The following is a 13,501-nucleotide window of genomic DNA, read 5'->3' as shown; positions in this document are numbered from 1 at the left end:
CATGACTGTTATTGATTTGCGCAGCGATACCGTAACCCAGCCGACTGCCGGTATGCGTGATGCAATGATGGCGGCGCCGTTGGGCGATGACGTGTATGGCGAAGACCCGACCGTCAACCTGCTTGAGGCCACGCTGGCCGGTCAGCTCGGTTTTGCTGCCGGATTGTTCGTGCCAACCGGCACCATGAGTAACCTGCTTGGGCTGATGGCGCATTGCGAGCGTGGCGACGAATACATCGTTGGCCAGCAGGCGCACACCTACAAATACGAAGGCGGTGGTGCCGCCGTGCTCGGTTCAATCCAGCCTCAACCGCTGGAGATGGAAGCCGATGGCAGTATTGATCTGGCCCGCGTTTGCGCCGCTATAAAACAGGATGACTTCCACTTCGCCCGCAGCCGGTTGCTGGCGCTGGAAAACACCATGCAGGGCAAGGTATTGCCGCTGGCTTATCTGGCCTCGGCGCATGAGTTCTGTGGCTTGCATGGTTTGGCGCTGCACCTGGACGGGGCGCGTTTGTTTAATGCCTCGGTCAAACTGGGCGTGGCCCCGCGTGCGATTACTGAGCATTTCGATTCAGTCTCGGTGTGCTTGTCCAAGGGGCTGGGTGCGCCGGTCGGCTCGGTGTTGTGTGGCAGTGAGCCGTTTATTGGAAAAGCGCGCCGGTTGCGCAAGATGGTCGGCGGCGGCATGCGTCAGGCCGGTGTTTTGGCGGCTGCCGGGTTGTACGCGCTGGAGCATCAGGTTTCGCGTCTGAGCGAGGATCATGCCAATGCTCAAGCGCTGGCCGATGGGCTGAGTGAGCTGGGCTACAGCGTTGAGCCGGTGCAAACCAACATGGTTTATGTTGATGTCGGTGGTCAGGCCGCCGCGCTCAAGGCCCATTGCGCCGAGCAAGGGATTATTTTGTCGGCTGCTGCGCGGTTGCGCATGGTCACCCATCTTGATGTTAGCTGCGACGCAATTACGCGGGTAATCGAGGCGTTTGCAAGCTTTCGGTCGGCTTAATATTCTTCAGTTAAGGCTTTTTGCCCTGCGCTGGCAGGGTAAAAAAGCCCAGTCGGCTACTTTCTCACGCGGTTGTCTTATGGATGTGCGTGGGTAATAGTCAAGAACTATCGCGCAAATACACTAGCCGCGACTGTCAGGGCCTATATAATGCGGCCCTTTGCCGGACATATTACCCGTCAGATATGCGCCTTTTGCGCCAATAAATGCCTGAAATGACCTGTTAAGACGTCATTCATATTTTTTGTCAGCCTGGCTGAGTGTCATACGGGGTTTTAAGAAGCCAGCGTAATCGCCTATTTCCGTGGATGACCTATGAAAAGCGCAGAAATCCGTGAAGCCTTCCTCCGCTTCTTCGAAGAGAAGGGGCACACCCGCGTAGCCTCCAGTTCCCTGATTCCGGCTAACGACCCAACGTTATTGTTCACCAACGCCGGTATGAACCAGTTCAAGGACTGCTTCCTGGGCCTGGAAAAGCGCGCCTACACGCGCGCCACTACCAGCCAGAAGTGTGTGCGCGCCGGTGGCAAGCACAATGACCTGGAGAACGTTGGCTACACCGCGCGTCATCATACTTTCTTCGAAATGCTGGGTAACTTCAGCTTTGGCGACTACTTCAAGCGCGACGCAATTACCTTTGCCTGGGAGTTCCTGACGTCCGAGCAGTGGTTGAACCTGCCGAAAGAGAAACTCTGGGTAACGGTTTACGCCAGCGACGACGAAGCCTATGACATCTGGACCAAAGAAGTCGGTGTACCAACCGAGCGCATGATCCGTATTGGCGACAATAAAGGCGCGCCATACGCCTCGGATAACTTCTGGGCGATGGGTGATACCGGGCCTTGCGGTCCGTGCACTGAAATCTTCTTCGATCACGGCGAGCACATCTGGGGCGGTCCTCCTGGCTCGCCTGAAGAAGACGGCGACCGTTACATCGAGATCTGGAACAACGTATTCATGCAGTTCAACCGCACCGCTGATGGCGTGATGCACGCGCTGCCTGCGCCAAGCGTTGATACCGGCATGGGCCTTGAGCGCATCAGTGCGGTGTTGCAGCACGTCAACTCGAACTACGAAATTGACCTGTTCCAGCGCTTGCTCGACGCCTCGGCAACAGCTATCGGCTGCCAGAACGAAGGCCAGGCTTCACTGAAAGTTGTGGCTGACCACATTCGTTCGTGCGGCTTCCTGATCGCCGACGGCGTGACGCCATCGAATGAAGGCCGCGGCTATGTGCTGCGCCGTATTATCCGTCGCGCTTGCCGTCACGGTAACAAGCTGGGTGCCAAGGGTAGCTTCTTCTATCAGATCGTGGCCGCGCTGGTTGCCGAGATGGGTGATGCGTTCACCGAACTCAAGCAACAGCAGGCACACATCGAGCGCGTACTGAAAACTGAAGAAGAGCAGTTCGCCAAGACCCTGGAACAGGGCCTGAAGATTCTTGAACAGGACCTCGCCGAACTCAAAGGCACCGTAGTGCCAGGCGATGTTGTGTTCAAACTGTATGACACCTTTGGTTTCCCGGTTGACCTGACGGGCGATATCGCCCGTGAACGCGACCTGACCATCGATGAAGAAGGCTTTGAGCGTGAAATGCAGGCTCAGCGCGAGCGTGCCCGTTCCGCCAGTGCCTTCGGCATGGACTACAACAGCGTCGTCAAGGTCGACAGCGACACGCGTTTCCTCGGTTACAGCGCCACCAATGGCAGCGGTACGATCATCGCGTTGTTCAAGGATGGCGCAGCAGTGTCCAGCCTGGCAGAAGGCGAGGAGGGCGTAGTCGTCCTCGATCAGACGCCGTTCTACGCTGAATCCGGTGGTCAGGTGGGTGACAGCGGTTTCCTTGAAGGGCCAGGCGTTCGCTTCGATGTGCGCGACACCACCAAGGCGGGCGGTGCCTTCCTGCACCACGGTATCGTTACCAAGGGCAGCCTGGCGGTTGATACCTCGGTTAACGCAGAAGTCTCTGCCGAGGTGCGTAAAGCCACCGCGCTGAATCACTCGGCGACTCACTTGCTGCACGCGGCATTGCGTGAAGTGATTGGCGAGCATGTGCAGCAGAAGGGCTCGTTGGTTGATAGTCAGCGTCTGCGCTTCGACTTCAGTCACTTTGAAGCGATCAAGCCAGAGCAACTGCGCGCATTGGAAGATCGCGTTAATCAGCAGATTCGTCTGAACAGCGAAGTCGAAACCCTCGAGACCGACATCGAAACGGCCAAGGCCAAGGGCGCAATGGCGCTGTTTGGTGAGAAATACGGCGATCAGGTTCGCGTACTGACCATGGGCGAGGGTTTCTCTGTCGAGCTGTGTGGCGGTACTCACGTTTCACGAACCGGTGACATCGGCGTGTTTAAGATCACCAGCGAAGCGGGTGTGGCCGCCGGTGTGCGCCGTATCGAAGCGGTAACCGGTGCTCAGGCGCTGGCTTACCTGAACGGTGCCGAAGAGCAGCTCAAAGAAGCCGCACAGTTGGTAAAAGGCAGCCGCGACAACCTGCTCGACAAGCTGACTGCTGTGCTGGAGCGCAATCGTCAGTTGGAAAAAGACCTTGAGCAGCTCAAGGCCAAAGCGGCGAGTGCGGCCGGTAATGACCTTGCAGCTTCGGCGCAGGAAGTTAACGGCGTTAAGGTTCTCAGTGCGCGTATCGACGGTGCCGACGGCAAAGCGCTGCTGGCGTTGGTCGACCAGCTGAAGAACAAGCTGGGCAGTGCGGTTATCCTGCTGGGCGGCGTTTTGGATGACAAAGTTGTTCTGGTTGCCGGTGTAACGGCAGATCTGACCGCTCGCTTCAAGGCTGGCGATCTGATGAAACAGGCTGCTGCGGCAGTCGGTGGCAAGGGCGGTGGTCGTCCTGATATGGCGCAAGGCGGCGGTGTTGACGCGGCGGCGCTGGATCAGGCACTGCTGCTGGCGCAGGCTTTCGTCGAGAAGGCTTGAGGAAACACAAGGTGTGCCCACTGCGCGCGCAGTGGGCCAGAAGCAGTCATTTTGGTTGCATGATTAATGGGCGCCCTTCACGGGCTTAGGCGGCTTTGAAATGGCTTTGATCGTACAAAAATTTGGCGGCACATCCGTCGGCACTGTCGAACGTATCGAGCAGGTGGCGGAGAAAATCAAAAAGTTTCGCGAGGGCGGTGATGACATCGTCGTGGTGGTTTCCGCCATGAGCGGTGAGACCAATCGCCTGATTGATCTGGCCAAACAGATTGGTGACCAGCCCGTACCGCGTGAGTTGGACGTGCTGGTTTCGACCGGTGAGCAGGTGACGATTGCCTTGCTTGCCATGGCGCTGATGAAGCGTAATGTGCCGGCGGTTTCGTACACCGGTAATCAAGTACGGATTCTCACTGATAGCGCGCACAATAAAGCGCGTATCTTGCAGATTGATGACCACAAGCTGCGCACCGATCTCAAGGCCGGTCGCGTCGTGGTTGTTGCAGGTTTCCAGGGTGTCGACGAGAACGGCAACATCACCACGTTGGGCCGTGGCGGTTCCGACACCACAGGCGTTGCGCTGGCCGCTGCGCTGAAGGCTGATGAGTGCCAGATCTACACTGACGTAGATGGCGTCTACACCACCGACCCGCGTGTGGTTCCGCAAGCTCAGCGTCTGGAGAAGATCACGTTCGAGGAAATGCTCGAAATGGCCAGCCTGGGCTCCAAGGTTTTGCAAATTCGCTCGGTGGAGTTCGCCGGCAAGTACAACGTACCGCTGCGCGTTCTGCACAGCTTTAAGGAGGGGCCAGGTACCCTCATTACTATTGATGAAGAGGAATCCATGGAACAGCCGATCATCTCCGGCATCGCTTTCAATCGCGACGAAGCCAAGCTGACAATCCGTGGTGTGCCGGATATTCCGGGTGTGGCCTTCAAGATTCTTGGCCCGATCAGCTCGGCCAATGTTGAAGTGGACATGATCGTGCAGAACGTTGCGCACGATAACACCACCGATTTCACCTTCACTGTGCACCGCAATGATTATCAGAATGCGCTGCAGGTACTGGAAAATACCGCACGTGAACTGGGCGCTCGCGAAGTGTCCGGTGATACCAAAATCGCCAAAGTATCGATTGTGGGTGTGGGCATGCGTTCACATGCAGGTGTTGCAAGTCAGATGTTCGAGGCGCTGGCCAAGGAGAACATCAACATTCAGATGATTTCGACTTCCGAGATTAAGGTCTCGGTGGTGATTGAAGAAAAATATCTGGAACTTGCCGTGCGTGCATTGCACACCGCCTTTGAGCTGGATGCTCCAGCCGCGAAGAGCGAGTAAAGCTGTAACCGGAAGGCGCTAATTAAAATGAGCGCCTTCTGTCTTTTTTTGCTTGGGGTGGACGGCGCTATCTTTCCGGCTACTCTGGTCAATACTTAGGTGATGGGTTGACTTGTAATTGGGTTGGCTCGGCATCATTTTAATTTTGCAGACTGTTTGTACTGAATTTAATCCGTGAGGTGAATGGAATGTTGATTCTGACTCGTCGGGTCGGAGAGACCCTAATGGTGGGTGATGAAGTCACCGTCACTGTGCTTGGCGTTAAGGGAAATCAGGTGCGCATAGGGGTTAACGCCCCGAAAGAAGTGGCTGTGCACCGCGAAGAGATCTACCAGCGCATACAGAAAGAAAAGGACGACGAACCAAGCCACTAATTTAATTGAAATTTTGGCTTTGCAAACGGGGAAAACATGGGTATCATGCGCCCCGTGTTGCGGAGAGGTGGCCGAGTGGCCGAAGGCGCTCCCCTGCTAAGGGAGTACATCTCAAAAGGGTGTCGGGGGTTCGAATCCCCCCTTCTCCGCCATTATTAAGCTGTATAGGGTGGGTCAGGATTTTTTCAGTAAGTTGTTGAATTACTTGAAAAAATTGCTTGTAAAAAGTTTTACGATCCCTATAATGCGCACCGATTGTTGCACTCATAGCTCAGCTGGATAGAGTACTCGGCTACGAACCGAGCGGTCGGAGGTTCGAATCCTCCTGAGTGCACCATATTTAGAGCGACCTGCTAAGGCTGGCGTTCTGATTCAACCAGAGGTGATCTGGTCTACCAAGCGCCATTTGCACTCATAGCTCAGCTGGATAGAGTACTCGGCTACGAACCGAGCGGTCGGAGGTTCGAATCCTCCTGAGTGCACCATATAGCAACACCGAAAAGACCCGCAGAAATGCGGGTTTTTTTTCGTCCCCAGTTTTTCATTCCGATTATTTTTCGCTACAGCCGTTCTGGTCAAAGCTGACCTGACGTTTGTTGCCGCGCCTGTCGCTGTAGTAATAGCGAGTGCGGCCGTTGACTCGGCTAATCCGCTCCGGTGAGCCCAAGGCTCGCTCTACGTCCTGTAATGACATGCCAGCCGGGATGAGCTGCTTGATGCGCGCATTGCGCCGCTGGCGGGCGCTGAGAAGGTTGCCGCAGCCGTCGTCGCGCTCACCGACCACCACAATCTCAGCGCTCTGGCGGGGCGACTCCAGCTCGGGCAGTGCTTTCGGCTGGACTTCTGCCGGCGCCGCTATTGAGTTGACGACACGGCTGCGATCATCGAGCAATTGCCCTTGGTGCTGAGCGGGGCAGCCGTGCCCGGTGAAGCTGATCTGGCCTTGATTATCTTCGCAGCGATACAGGCGGGCCGCCCACGGCGTGCCTGTGACCAGCACTAACAGGATGGCGGTGACGATGCTTGGATAAAGCATATCGGTGTCCTCCGTGACAGGAGGCTAAGCTTAGTCAGGTATTTTGGCGGGTGGCGTGCCTTGTGCTGAGTTGCCCGCGTCGTAACAGAATATCTACAGAAATAATTCAGGATTGCGATGCAAGCGCTTGTTCTTGCCGTGTTTTTGTAACGCGCAATCCTGCTAGGTGATGTTATTATTCGCAGTATCAGCCCCGTCGGGGCTTGTGGACAGCACCATGGACTTACCCAGTAGTTACTCTGCAACTCGATTGTGCAATCAAGAATTGACTGATTGACCCTCCTTGGCGTGCGCCGTCACTGGGGGTGGAGCGCGCCATGACTGAAGTAGAAGCCAAAAAGCCGCAAGAAAGCCTGCAGGATCGCCTGGCGCAGGTGGTCGAGCTATTGCAGCGGCACAAAGTAGTTGAAGACCTGACGCAGCGTCAGGAAGGCCAGCACAGCGATCTGGTCGAGAATCTGGTACACCGCCAGAACCTCGCTGAGCTGCAACGCAAGCTCGAAGACCTGCACAGCGCAGACGTCGCCTACATCCTTGAAGCCCTGCCGCTTGAAGACCGTCTGGCCGTCTGGCAGCTGGTCAAGGCCGAGCGCGACGGCGACATTCTTCTTGAAGTATCCGATTCGGTCCGCGAAACCCTGATCGCGGACATGGACGACCACGAAATTCTCGCGGCCGCCAAAGACCTCGACGCCGATGAACTGGCTGACCTTGCGGCTGAACTGCCGCGCGATGTCGTTCATGAGCTGATGGAAACCCTCGATGCACAACAGCGCGAGCGTGTTCGCTCGGCGTTGTCCTACGAGGAAGATCAGGTCGGTGCATTGATGGACTTCGAGATGGTGACGATTCGTGAGGACGTCACCCTCGAAGTGGTCTTGCGTTACCTGCGCCGCCTGAAAGAGCTGCCGGGGCACACCGACAAACTCTTCGTGGTCGATTACGACGGCGTGCTCAAGGGCGTCCTGCCGATCAAGCGTTTGCTGGTGAATGATCCGGAGCGTCTGGTGGTGGATGTAATGGCCACCGATCCGGTGAGTTTCCATCCCGACGAGGAAGCGCTGGAAGCCGCTCAGGCGTTCGAGCGTTACGACTTGATTTCGACCCCGGTGGTCGATAAGAACGGCAAGCTGATCGGCCGTCTGACCATCGACGAGATGGTTGACCTGATCCGTGAAGAAAGCGAAGCCGAAGTGCTCAACATGGCCGGTCTGCGCGAAGAAGAAGACATCTTCGCCTCGGTCTGGCGCTCACTGCGCAACCGTTGGGCCTGGCTTGCGATCAACCTGATTACGGCCTTCCTCGCGTCGCGGGTAATTGGCCTGTTTGAAGGCTCAATCGAAAAACTCGTGGCGCTGGCGGCCTTGATGCCAATCGTTGCGGGCATCGGCGGCAACTCCGGTAACCAGACCATTACCATGATTGTGCGCGCCATGGCGCTGGACCAATTGAGTACCGGCAATACCTCGCGGCTGATCCGCAAAGAGCTCGCTGTTTCGCTGATTAACGGCGTTATTTGGGGTGGCGTGATCGGCATTGTGGCGTGGGTGCTGTATGACAGTTGGTCGCTGGGGCTGGTGATGACGGCGGCAATGACCCTCAACCTGTTGCTGGCCGCGCTGATGGGGGTTTTGATTCCCATGACGCTGGTGCGCATGGGCCGCGATCCGGCCATGGGCGCCAGTGTGATGATCACCGCGGTGACCGACAGCGGCGGTTTCTTTATCTTTTTGGGCCTGGCCACGCTCTTTCTCATGTAAGTGCGCCAGCCCCTCGGGCCGCAAGGCCCGGCCCAAGGTTTGCCTGGAGTCATCGTTTAGGGATAACCTTTCCCGGCTTTTGGCTCCATTCGGGCGTATAAGGCTATAAAAAATGCGACCTGGAAGTCCCTAAACAATAAATAAAGGAGTCATGATGACCCCAAGCCAACTCCTCTCCGAAGGCGTTGAACTCATGCTTTATGGCATGGGTTCGGTGTTTGTTTTCCTGACCCTGTTAATCCTCTCTATACATCTGATGGCGCGCCTGCTCGGGCGAATAGCGCCGCCAGCTGCCGCTGCTGCTGTCACACCCGCCACACCTGCTGTTCAGGCCCAGGGCCCGGAACCGGATGTTCTCGCTGCCATTCAGGCTGCCATTTCTCAACATCGCGCCCGCCGCGACTGACCCAGCCTGACGGAGTTTGTGTATGACTGCTGTGAAGAATCCGCTCGGTATCACCGACGTTGTGCTGCGTGACGCTCATCAATCGATTCTGGCCACCCGGGTGCGCCTTGAAGACATGCTGCCCATCGCGCCAAAGCTCGATCAGGTCGGTTTTTGGTCGGTTGAGTCCTGGGGTGGCGCGACCTTCGACGCCTGCATTCGCTACCTGGGTGAAGACCCGTGGGAACGCATTCGCGAACTGAAGAAAGCCATGCCCAATACTCGCCAGCAGATGTTGCTGCGCGGGCAGAACCTGTTGGGTTATCGCCATTACGCCGATGACGTGGTGAACAAATTCGTTGAACGCGCCGCCATCAATGGCGTTGATGTGTTCCGGGTTTTCGACGCCATGAACGACCCGCGTAATCTGGCGACTGCACTGAAAGCGGTCAAGCAGCAGGGCAAGCATGCCCAAGGCACTATTTCCTACACCACAAGCCCGGTTCATACCCTGGACATGTGGGTGGATCTGGCCAAGCAGATCGAAGACATGGGCGCCGATTCGGTGGCCATCAAGGACATGGCCGGGATTCTCAATCCCTACACCGCGTTCGAGTTGGTGACGCGGCTCAAGGCGACGCTGTCGATCCCGATTCATATGCAGTGCCACGCCACGGCAGGTCTGTCCACCGCCGCGATTGTCAAAGCGGTTGAGGCTGGAATCGACAACGTCGACACCGCCATCTCGTCACTGTCGATGACCTACGGCCATTCTCCGACTGAATCGGTGGTGGCCATTTTTAAAGACAGCGAGCGCGACACCGGTCTTGATCTGTTGCTGCTCGAAGAAATTGCAGCATATTTTCGCGAAGTGCGGAAAAAGTACGCCAAGTTTGAGGGCAATCTCAAAGGCGTCGACTCACGCATTCTGGTCGCCCAAGTGCCGGGCGGCATGTTGACCAACATGGAAAGCCAGCTGAAAGAGCAGGGCGCCCAAGACAAGTTCGACGAAGTGCTGGCGGAAATTCCGCGAGTCCGCGAAGACCTCGGCTTTATTCCACTGGTGACGCCGACCTCGCAGATTGTCGGCACTCAGGCCGTTATCAATATCCTCACGGGCGAGCGCTACAAGTCGATCACCAAAGAGACCGCCGGCATTCTCAAAGGAGAGTACGGCGCGGCGCCTGCGCCGTTCAACGCCGCATTGCAGGCGCGGGTGCTTGATGGCAGCGAGGCGATTACCTGTCGTCCGGCTGACCTGCTCACGGATGAGATGGACAAACTCACCGCCGAATTGCGCGGCATTGCGGCCGAGAAGGGCATTCGACTGGCCGCCGATGAAATCGACGACGTGCTCACTTATGCCTTGTTCCCGCAAATTGGCCTGAAGTTTCTCGAGAATCGCGGCAACCCAGCCGCGTTCGAGCCGGCGCCAAATGCCAAGTCGTTGCCTGCACTCGAGGCCGGCAAGCCCGAGGTTTACACCGTCGAGGTCAGTGGCAAGTCTTACGTGGTGCAGGTTAACGAGGGTGGCGACATCAGCGGTATCAAGTCGCTCAACAGCGGCGCTGCGGATGCGGCTCCGGTCAGCTCCCCGGTTGGCGCTGGCGAGCCGCAAGTTGCTCCGCTGGCGGGCAACATCTTCAAGGTTCTGATCAAGCCGGGCCAAGTGGTAGAAGAGGGTGAGCTGGTGATCATTCTTGAAGCCATGAAGATGGAAACCGAAATTCGTGCGTTCAAGGCCGGCACCATCGGTGCCGTCAATATCAAGGTAGGTGACTCTGTGGCGGTGGGCGACAGCCTGCTGACCATCGGCTGAGGGGCGGATTATGGAGAAGCTCCTCAAACTGTGGCAAAGCACCGGCCTGTATCATCTGGAGCCGGGACAGGCGCTGATGATCGCGATCTGTCTGGGTCTGATTTATCTGGCTATTCGCAAGGGTTTTGAGCCGCTGCTACTGATCCCGATTGGTTTTGGTGGTCTGCTCGCCAATATTCCGGTTGCCGGCATGGCCGAAGGCAACGGCATTTTGCATCTGTTCTACGAAATTGGTCTGCCCACCAGCGTATTTCCACTGCTGATCTTTATGGGCGTGGGCGCGATGACTGATTTTGGACCGATGCTGGCAAACCCGAAAACCCTGATCCTCGGCGCTGCGGCGCAATTCGGTATTTTCGCGACGCTGATCGGCGCGCTGGCGATCACCGCAATGGGCATTCCGGGAATGGAGTTCACCCTGCGCGAGGCGGCATCGATTGCCATCATCGGTGGGGCGGACGGGCCGACGTCGATCTTTGTAACCTCCAAGCTCGCCCCAGATCTGCTGGGGCCGATTGCCGTGGCTGCTTACTCGTATATGGCGTTGGTGCCATTGATTCAGCCGCCGATCATGCGTGCGCTGACCACCAAGGCTGAGCGCGCCATTGTTATGAAGCAGCTGCGCCCTGTTAGTCAGGTCGAGAAAATCGTCTTCCCGTTGGTGCTGTGCCTGCTGGTCGGCATGTTGCTGCCGGATGCAGCGCCGCTGGTGGGCATGTTCGCCTTCGGTAACCTGCTGCGCGAAGCCGGTGTGGTCGAGCGCCTGGCTGATACGTCACGCAATGCGCTGATCAACGTGGTGACTATTTGTCTGGGCCTTACCGTGGGTTCGAAGCTTTCCGCCGAGGCATTCCTGCAACTGAAAACTCTGGGAATCCTGCTGCTGGGCATGGTCGCGTTCTGTGGTGGTACAGCGGCTGGCGTATTGATGGCCAAGGTGATGAACATGTTCAGCGCCAACAAGATCAATCCGCTAATCGGTTCGGCTGGCGTCTCGGCGGTGCCAATGGCGGCGCGTGTTTCGAACAGGGTCGGGCTTGAAGCCAATCCGCAAAACTTCCTGCTGATGCATGCGATGGGGCCAAATGTGGCCGGCGTTATCGGCTCGGCTGTTGCGGCGGGCGTGTTGCTCAACTTTGTTGGCTAAGGCGATTGCCTGTGCAGAGGAGTATTTTCTTCTCCCATAAAAAAACCGGCCAACTGGCCGGTTTTTTTATGGGTAAACCTCAAGCCTCTTCGGCTGTCATTTCGGCGTCGTGGGCAATCAGGGCGACCAGCGCATTTTGCTGGCGGCGTGTCAGCTGGCGGAATTGCTGCAGAAGCTCGCGCTCATGCAGAGACAGTTCCGGGCTGTCCAGACGCAGACTCGAATCATCACTCAGAGCGCCTTCCTGGAGCATGCTCTGCTCAAGACGAGCAATGATTTCTGAATTCATGCTGCGATGATGATTGCGTGCTACATCAGCGATGCGTTCACGCATGCCATCGGGCAAGCGTACGACAAACTTGTCAGCCGTTCGGCTGGAATAGATAGCCTGTTTCATAGGGCGCATACATTAAACCGGTTAGTTCAGGGGAGCGATACTGGCATGCAACTTGATTCTCACATGCTGTGACAACCTTATTCATCAACCGTTCAGCCGAAGCGTTTAACTGCGGCATTATGACCTGAATACCATCCTTGATTTGAAGCCAGTAAAACCAGCGGGATTCTCGTTGGTATTGGCGCGTTTGGCCATAGACCCAATGGGTTAATGCGAGTGGTCCTACACAAAACTATGAAAATTCCGCTCGCAATCTGGCGGTTCGTCCCGTTGCTGCGCATGCGCTCAAAAGGACAACAGCCTGAAGGCCTTTATCGCTTAAGCATAATCAATCGTCACCGAAGTGTCATGACTCATTAACTGACCTGACACAGTCTTCGCCTAGCTTGGTCTACACCAGATGGCGAAGCGCAGGTGGCTTTGCCTTACTCAAAAATGAGGCTAAGCCATGAGCGCGGCAATTCAAGTAGACAGTTTAAACAAGACCTTTGGCCGCAAACAGGCACTGCACGGTCTCTCTTTAGCGGTTAAGCCAGGCGAAATGGTCGCATTGATCGGTGCTTCAGGTTCCGGCAAGTCAACCTTGCTGCGCCATGTTGCCGGGCTGGCCCGATGCGACAAGTCGGTGACTGGCAACATTCAGGTGCTTGGCCGGCCGATGCAGGATTGCGGGCGCCTGAGCGATGAAGTCCGTCACTTGCGGGCCGACATTGGCTACATCTTTCAGCAATTCAATCTGGTTGGCCGACTGAGCGTGCTGCACAACGTATTGCTCGGTTGTCTGGGGCGTATGCCGCGCTGGCGCGGTTCGCTGGGCATGTTCAACAGCGAAGAACGCCAGCGTGCGCAAGAGTCGCTGGAGCGTGTCGGTCTGGGTGATCTGGCGGCGCAGCGGGCATCGACCTTGTCGGGTGGCCAACAGCAACGCGTGGCGATTGCCCGCGCCCTGTGCCAGCGCGCCGAAGTGATTCTGGCGGATGAGCCGATTGCCTCACTCGACCCCGAGTCCGCGCGCAAGGTCATGGAAATTCTCGCCGACATCAATTCGCGCGACGGCAAGACCGTTGTCGTGACGTTGCATCAAGTCGATTACGCCGCCCGCTACTGCAAGCGAGCAGTGGCGCTCAAGGCCGGGCGTATTCATTTCGACGGCTCTACCGAGCAACTCAACCCCGATTTTCTCAATGACCTTTACGGCGCCGAACTCGATACCAGCCTGTTGCTGCCCGGTATTGAGGCGCGTGCCAAGCAATACCAGCAGCCCTTGGCACTGGTTAAAGCATAAACCCAACAAAATCAACGCA

Annotated in this window: 11 protein-coding genes and 3 tRNA genes; 12 read left to right on the top strand and 2 right to left on the bottom strand. The window is 56.9% G+C overall.

Features of this window, described 5'->3' with window-relative positions; all coding sequences use genetic code 11:
- The first annotated feature begins 1 nt into the window (after window position 1).
- The 7 genes from ltaE (at window position 2) to BM395_RS02580 (ending at window position 6,138) form a co-directional block, all read left to right on the top strand.
- A complete protein-coding gene (gene ltaE / locus BM395_RS02610; protein WP_090508771.1) occupies window positions 2–1,006 on the top strand; it encodes a low-specificity L-threonine aldolase in 1,005 nt (334 codons plus the stop codon).
- 315 nt (window positions 1,007–1,321) lie between these two features.
- Entirely contained in the window at window positions 1,322–3,943 is a 2,622-nt protein-coding gene (gene alaS, locus BM395_RS02605) for an alanine--tRNA ligase (RefSeq protein ID WP_090508770.1), read from the top strand.
- 100 nt (window positions 3,944–4,043) lie between these two features.
- Window positions 4,044–5,279, top strand: coding sequence for an aspartate kinase (locus BM395_RS02600; protein WP_069899381.1), 1,236 nt, complete (start codon window positions 4,044–4,046; stop codon window positions 5,277–5,279).
- 188 nt (window positions 5,280–5,467) lie between these two features.
- Complete coding sequence (gene csrA, locus BM395_RS02595; RefSeq protein ID WP_069899380.1) at window positions 5,468–5,653, top strand: carbon storage regulator CsrA; 186 nt, start codon at window positions 5,468–5,470, stop codon at window positions 5,651–5,653.
- A 61-nt stretch (window positions 5,654–5,714) separates the two neighbouring features.
- Window positions 5,715–5,805: transfer RNA gene (locus BM395_RS02590), tRNA-Ser, on the top strand.
- 108 nt (window positions 5,806–5,913) lie between these two features.
- Window positions 5,914–5,990 (top strand) — tRNA-Arg (locus tag BM395_RS02585).
- A gap of 71 nt (window positions 5,991–6,061) precedes the next feature.
- A tRNA-Arg gene (locus BM395_RS02580) sits at window positions 6,062–6,138 on the top strand.
- 65 nt (window positions 6,139–6,203) lie between these two features.
- Here BM395_RS02580 and BM395_RS02575 read toward each other — a convergent pair.
- Entirely contained in the window at window positions 6,204–6,689 is a 486-nt protein-coding gene (locus BM395_RS02575) for a DUF4124 domain-containing protein (RefSeq protein WP_090508769.1), read from the bottom strand.
- Between the two features lie 317 nt (window positions 6,690–7,006).
- Here BM395_RS02575 and mgtE point away from each other — a divergent pair, with 317 nt between their 5' ends.
- From mgtE to BM395_RS02555, 4 genes are all read left to right on the top strand, one after another.
- Window positions 7,007–8,449 (top strand): magnesium transporter, encoded by a 1,443-nt coding sequence (gene mgtE / locus BM395_RS02570; protein WP_069899378.1) that lies wholly within the window; start codon window positions 7,007–7,009, stop codon window positions 8,447–8,449.
- 154 nt (window positions 8,450–8,603) lie between these two features.
- The gene (locus BM395_RS02565) at window positions 8,604–8,855 is read left to right on the top strand and encodes an OadG family protein (RefSeq protein ID WP_090508768.1); all 252 of its coding nucleotides are present in this window, start codon (window positions 8,604–8,606) and stop codon (window positions 8,853–8,855) included.
- A gap of 22 nt (window positions 8,856–8,877) precedes the next feature.
- On the top strand, window positions 8,878–10,653 hold the full coding sequence (gene oadA, locus BM395_RS02560) for a sodium-extruding oxaloacetate decarboxylase subunit alpha (protein ID WP_090508767.1): 1,776 nt from the start codon (window positions 8,878–8,880) through the stop codon (window positions 10,651–10,653).
- A gap of 10 nt (window positions 10,654–10,663) precedes the next feature.
- Window positions 10,664–11,800 (top strand): sodium ion-translocating decarboxylase subunit beta, encoded by a 1,137-nt coding sequence (locus tag BM395_RS02555; RefSeq protein ID WP_069899375.1) that lies wholly within the window; start codon window positions 10,664–10,666, stop codon window positions 11,798–11,800.
- A gap of 79 nt (window positions 11,801–11,879) precedes the next feature.
- Here the strand turns inward: BM395_RS02555 and BM395_RS02550 are convergent, their stop codons facing one another.
- A complete protein-coding gene (locus tag BM395_RS02550; protein WP_069899374.1) occupies window positions 11,880–12,206 on the bottom strand; it encodes an Arc family DNA-binding protein in 327 nt (108 codons plus the stop codon).
- Window positions 12,207–12,645: 439 nt separating this feature from the next.
- On the opposite strand from BM395_RS02550, the gene phnC reads away from it, so the two are divergent.
- Window positions 12,646–13,482 (top strand): phosphonate ABC transporter ATP-binding protein, encoded by an 837-nt coding sequence (gene phnC, locus BM395_RS02545; protein ID WP_090508766.1) that lies wholly within the window; start codon window positions 12,646–12,648, stop codon window positions 13,480–13,482.
- Window positions 13,483–13,501: the final 19 nt, after the last annotated feature.

Source organism: Pseudomonas marincola (assembly GCF_900116605.1).
Lineage (GTDB): Bacteria > Pseudomonadota > Gammaproteobacteria > Pseudomonadales > Pseudomonadaceae > Aquipseudomonas > Aquipseudomonas marincola.
Note: the sequence above shows the minus strand (reverse complement) of the source record. Positions and strands in the feature narration are given on the sequence as shown.

What these genes read in the sequence shown, in the direction of transcription:
- mgtE (WP_069899378.1), top strand. Translation starts at nt 7,007, where the DNA reads ATGACTGAAGTAGAAGCCAAAAAGCCGCAAGAAAGCCTGCAGGATCGC.
- ltaE (WP_090508771.1), top strand. Translation starts at nt 2, where the DNA reads ATGACTGTTATTGATTTGCGCAGCGATACCGTAACCCAGCCGACTGCC.
- alaS (WP_090508770.1), top strand. Translation starts at nt 1,322, where the DNA reads ATGAAAAGCGCAGAAATCCGTGAAGCCTTCCTCCGCTTCTTCGAAGAG.
- BM395_RS02600 (WP_069899381.1), top strand. Translation starts at nt 4,044, where the DNA reads ATGGCTTTGATCGTACAAAAATTTGGCGGCACATCCGTCGGCACTGTC.
- phnC (WP_090508766.1), top strand. Translation starts at nt 12,646, where the DNA reads ATGAGCGCGGCAATTCAAGTAGACAGTTTAAACAAGACCTTTGGCCGC.
- csrA (WP_069899380.1), top strand. Translation starts at nt 5,468, where the DNA reads ATGTTGATTCTGACTCGTCGGGTCGGAGAGACCCTAATGGTGGGTGAT.
- BM395_RS02565 (WP_090508768.1), top strand. Translation starts at nt 8,604, where the DNA reads ATGACCCCAAGCCAACTCCTCTCCGAAGGCGTTGAACTCATGCTTTAT.
- oadA (WP_090508767.1), top strand. Translation starts at nt 8,878, where the DNA reads ATGACTGCTGTGAAGAATCCGCTCGGTATCACCGACGTTGTGCTGCGT.
- BM395_RS02575 (WP_090508769.1), bottom strand. Translation starts at nt 6,689, where the DNA reads ATGCTTTATCCAAGCATCGTCACCGCCATCCTGTTAGTGCTGGTCACA.
- BM395_RS02555 (WP_069899375.1), top strand. Translation starts at nt 10,664, where the DNA reads ATGGAGAAGCTCCTCAAACTGTGGCAAAGCACCGGCCTGTATCATCTG.
- BM395_RS02550 (WP_069899374.1), bottom strand. Translation starts at nt 12,206, where the DNA reads ATGCGCCCTATGAAACAGGCTATCTATTCCAGCCGAACGGCTGACAAG.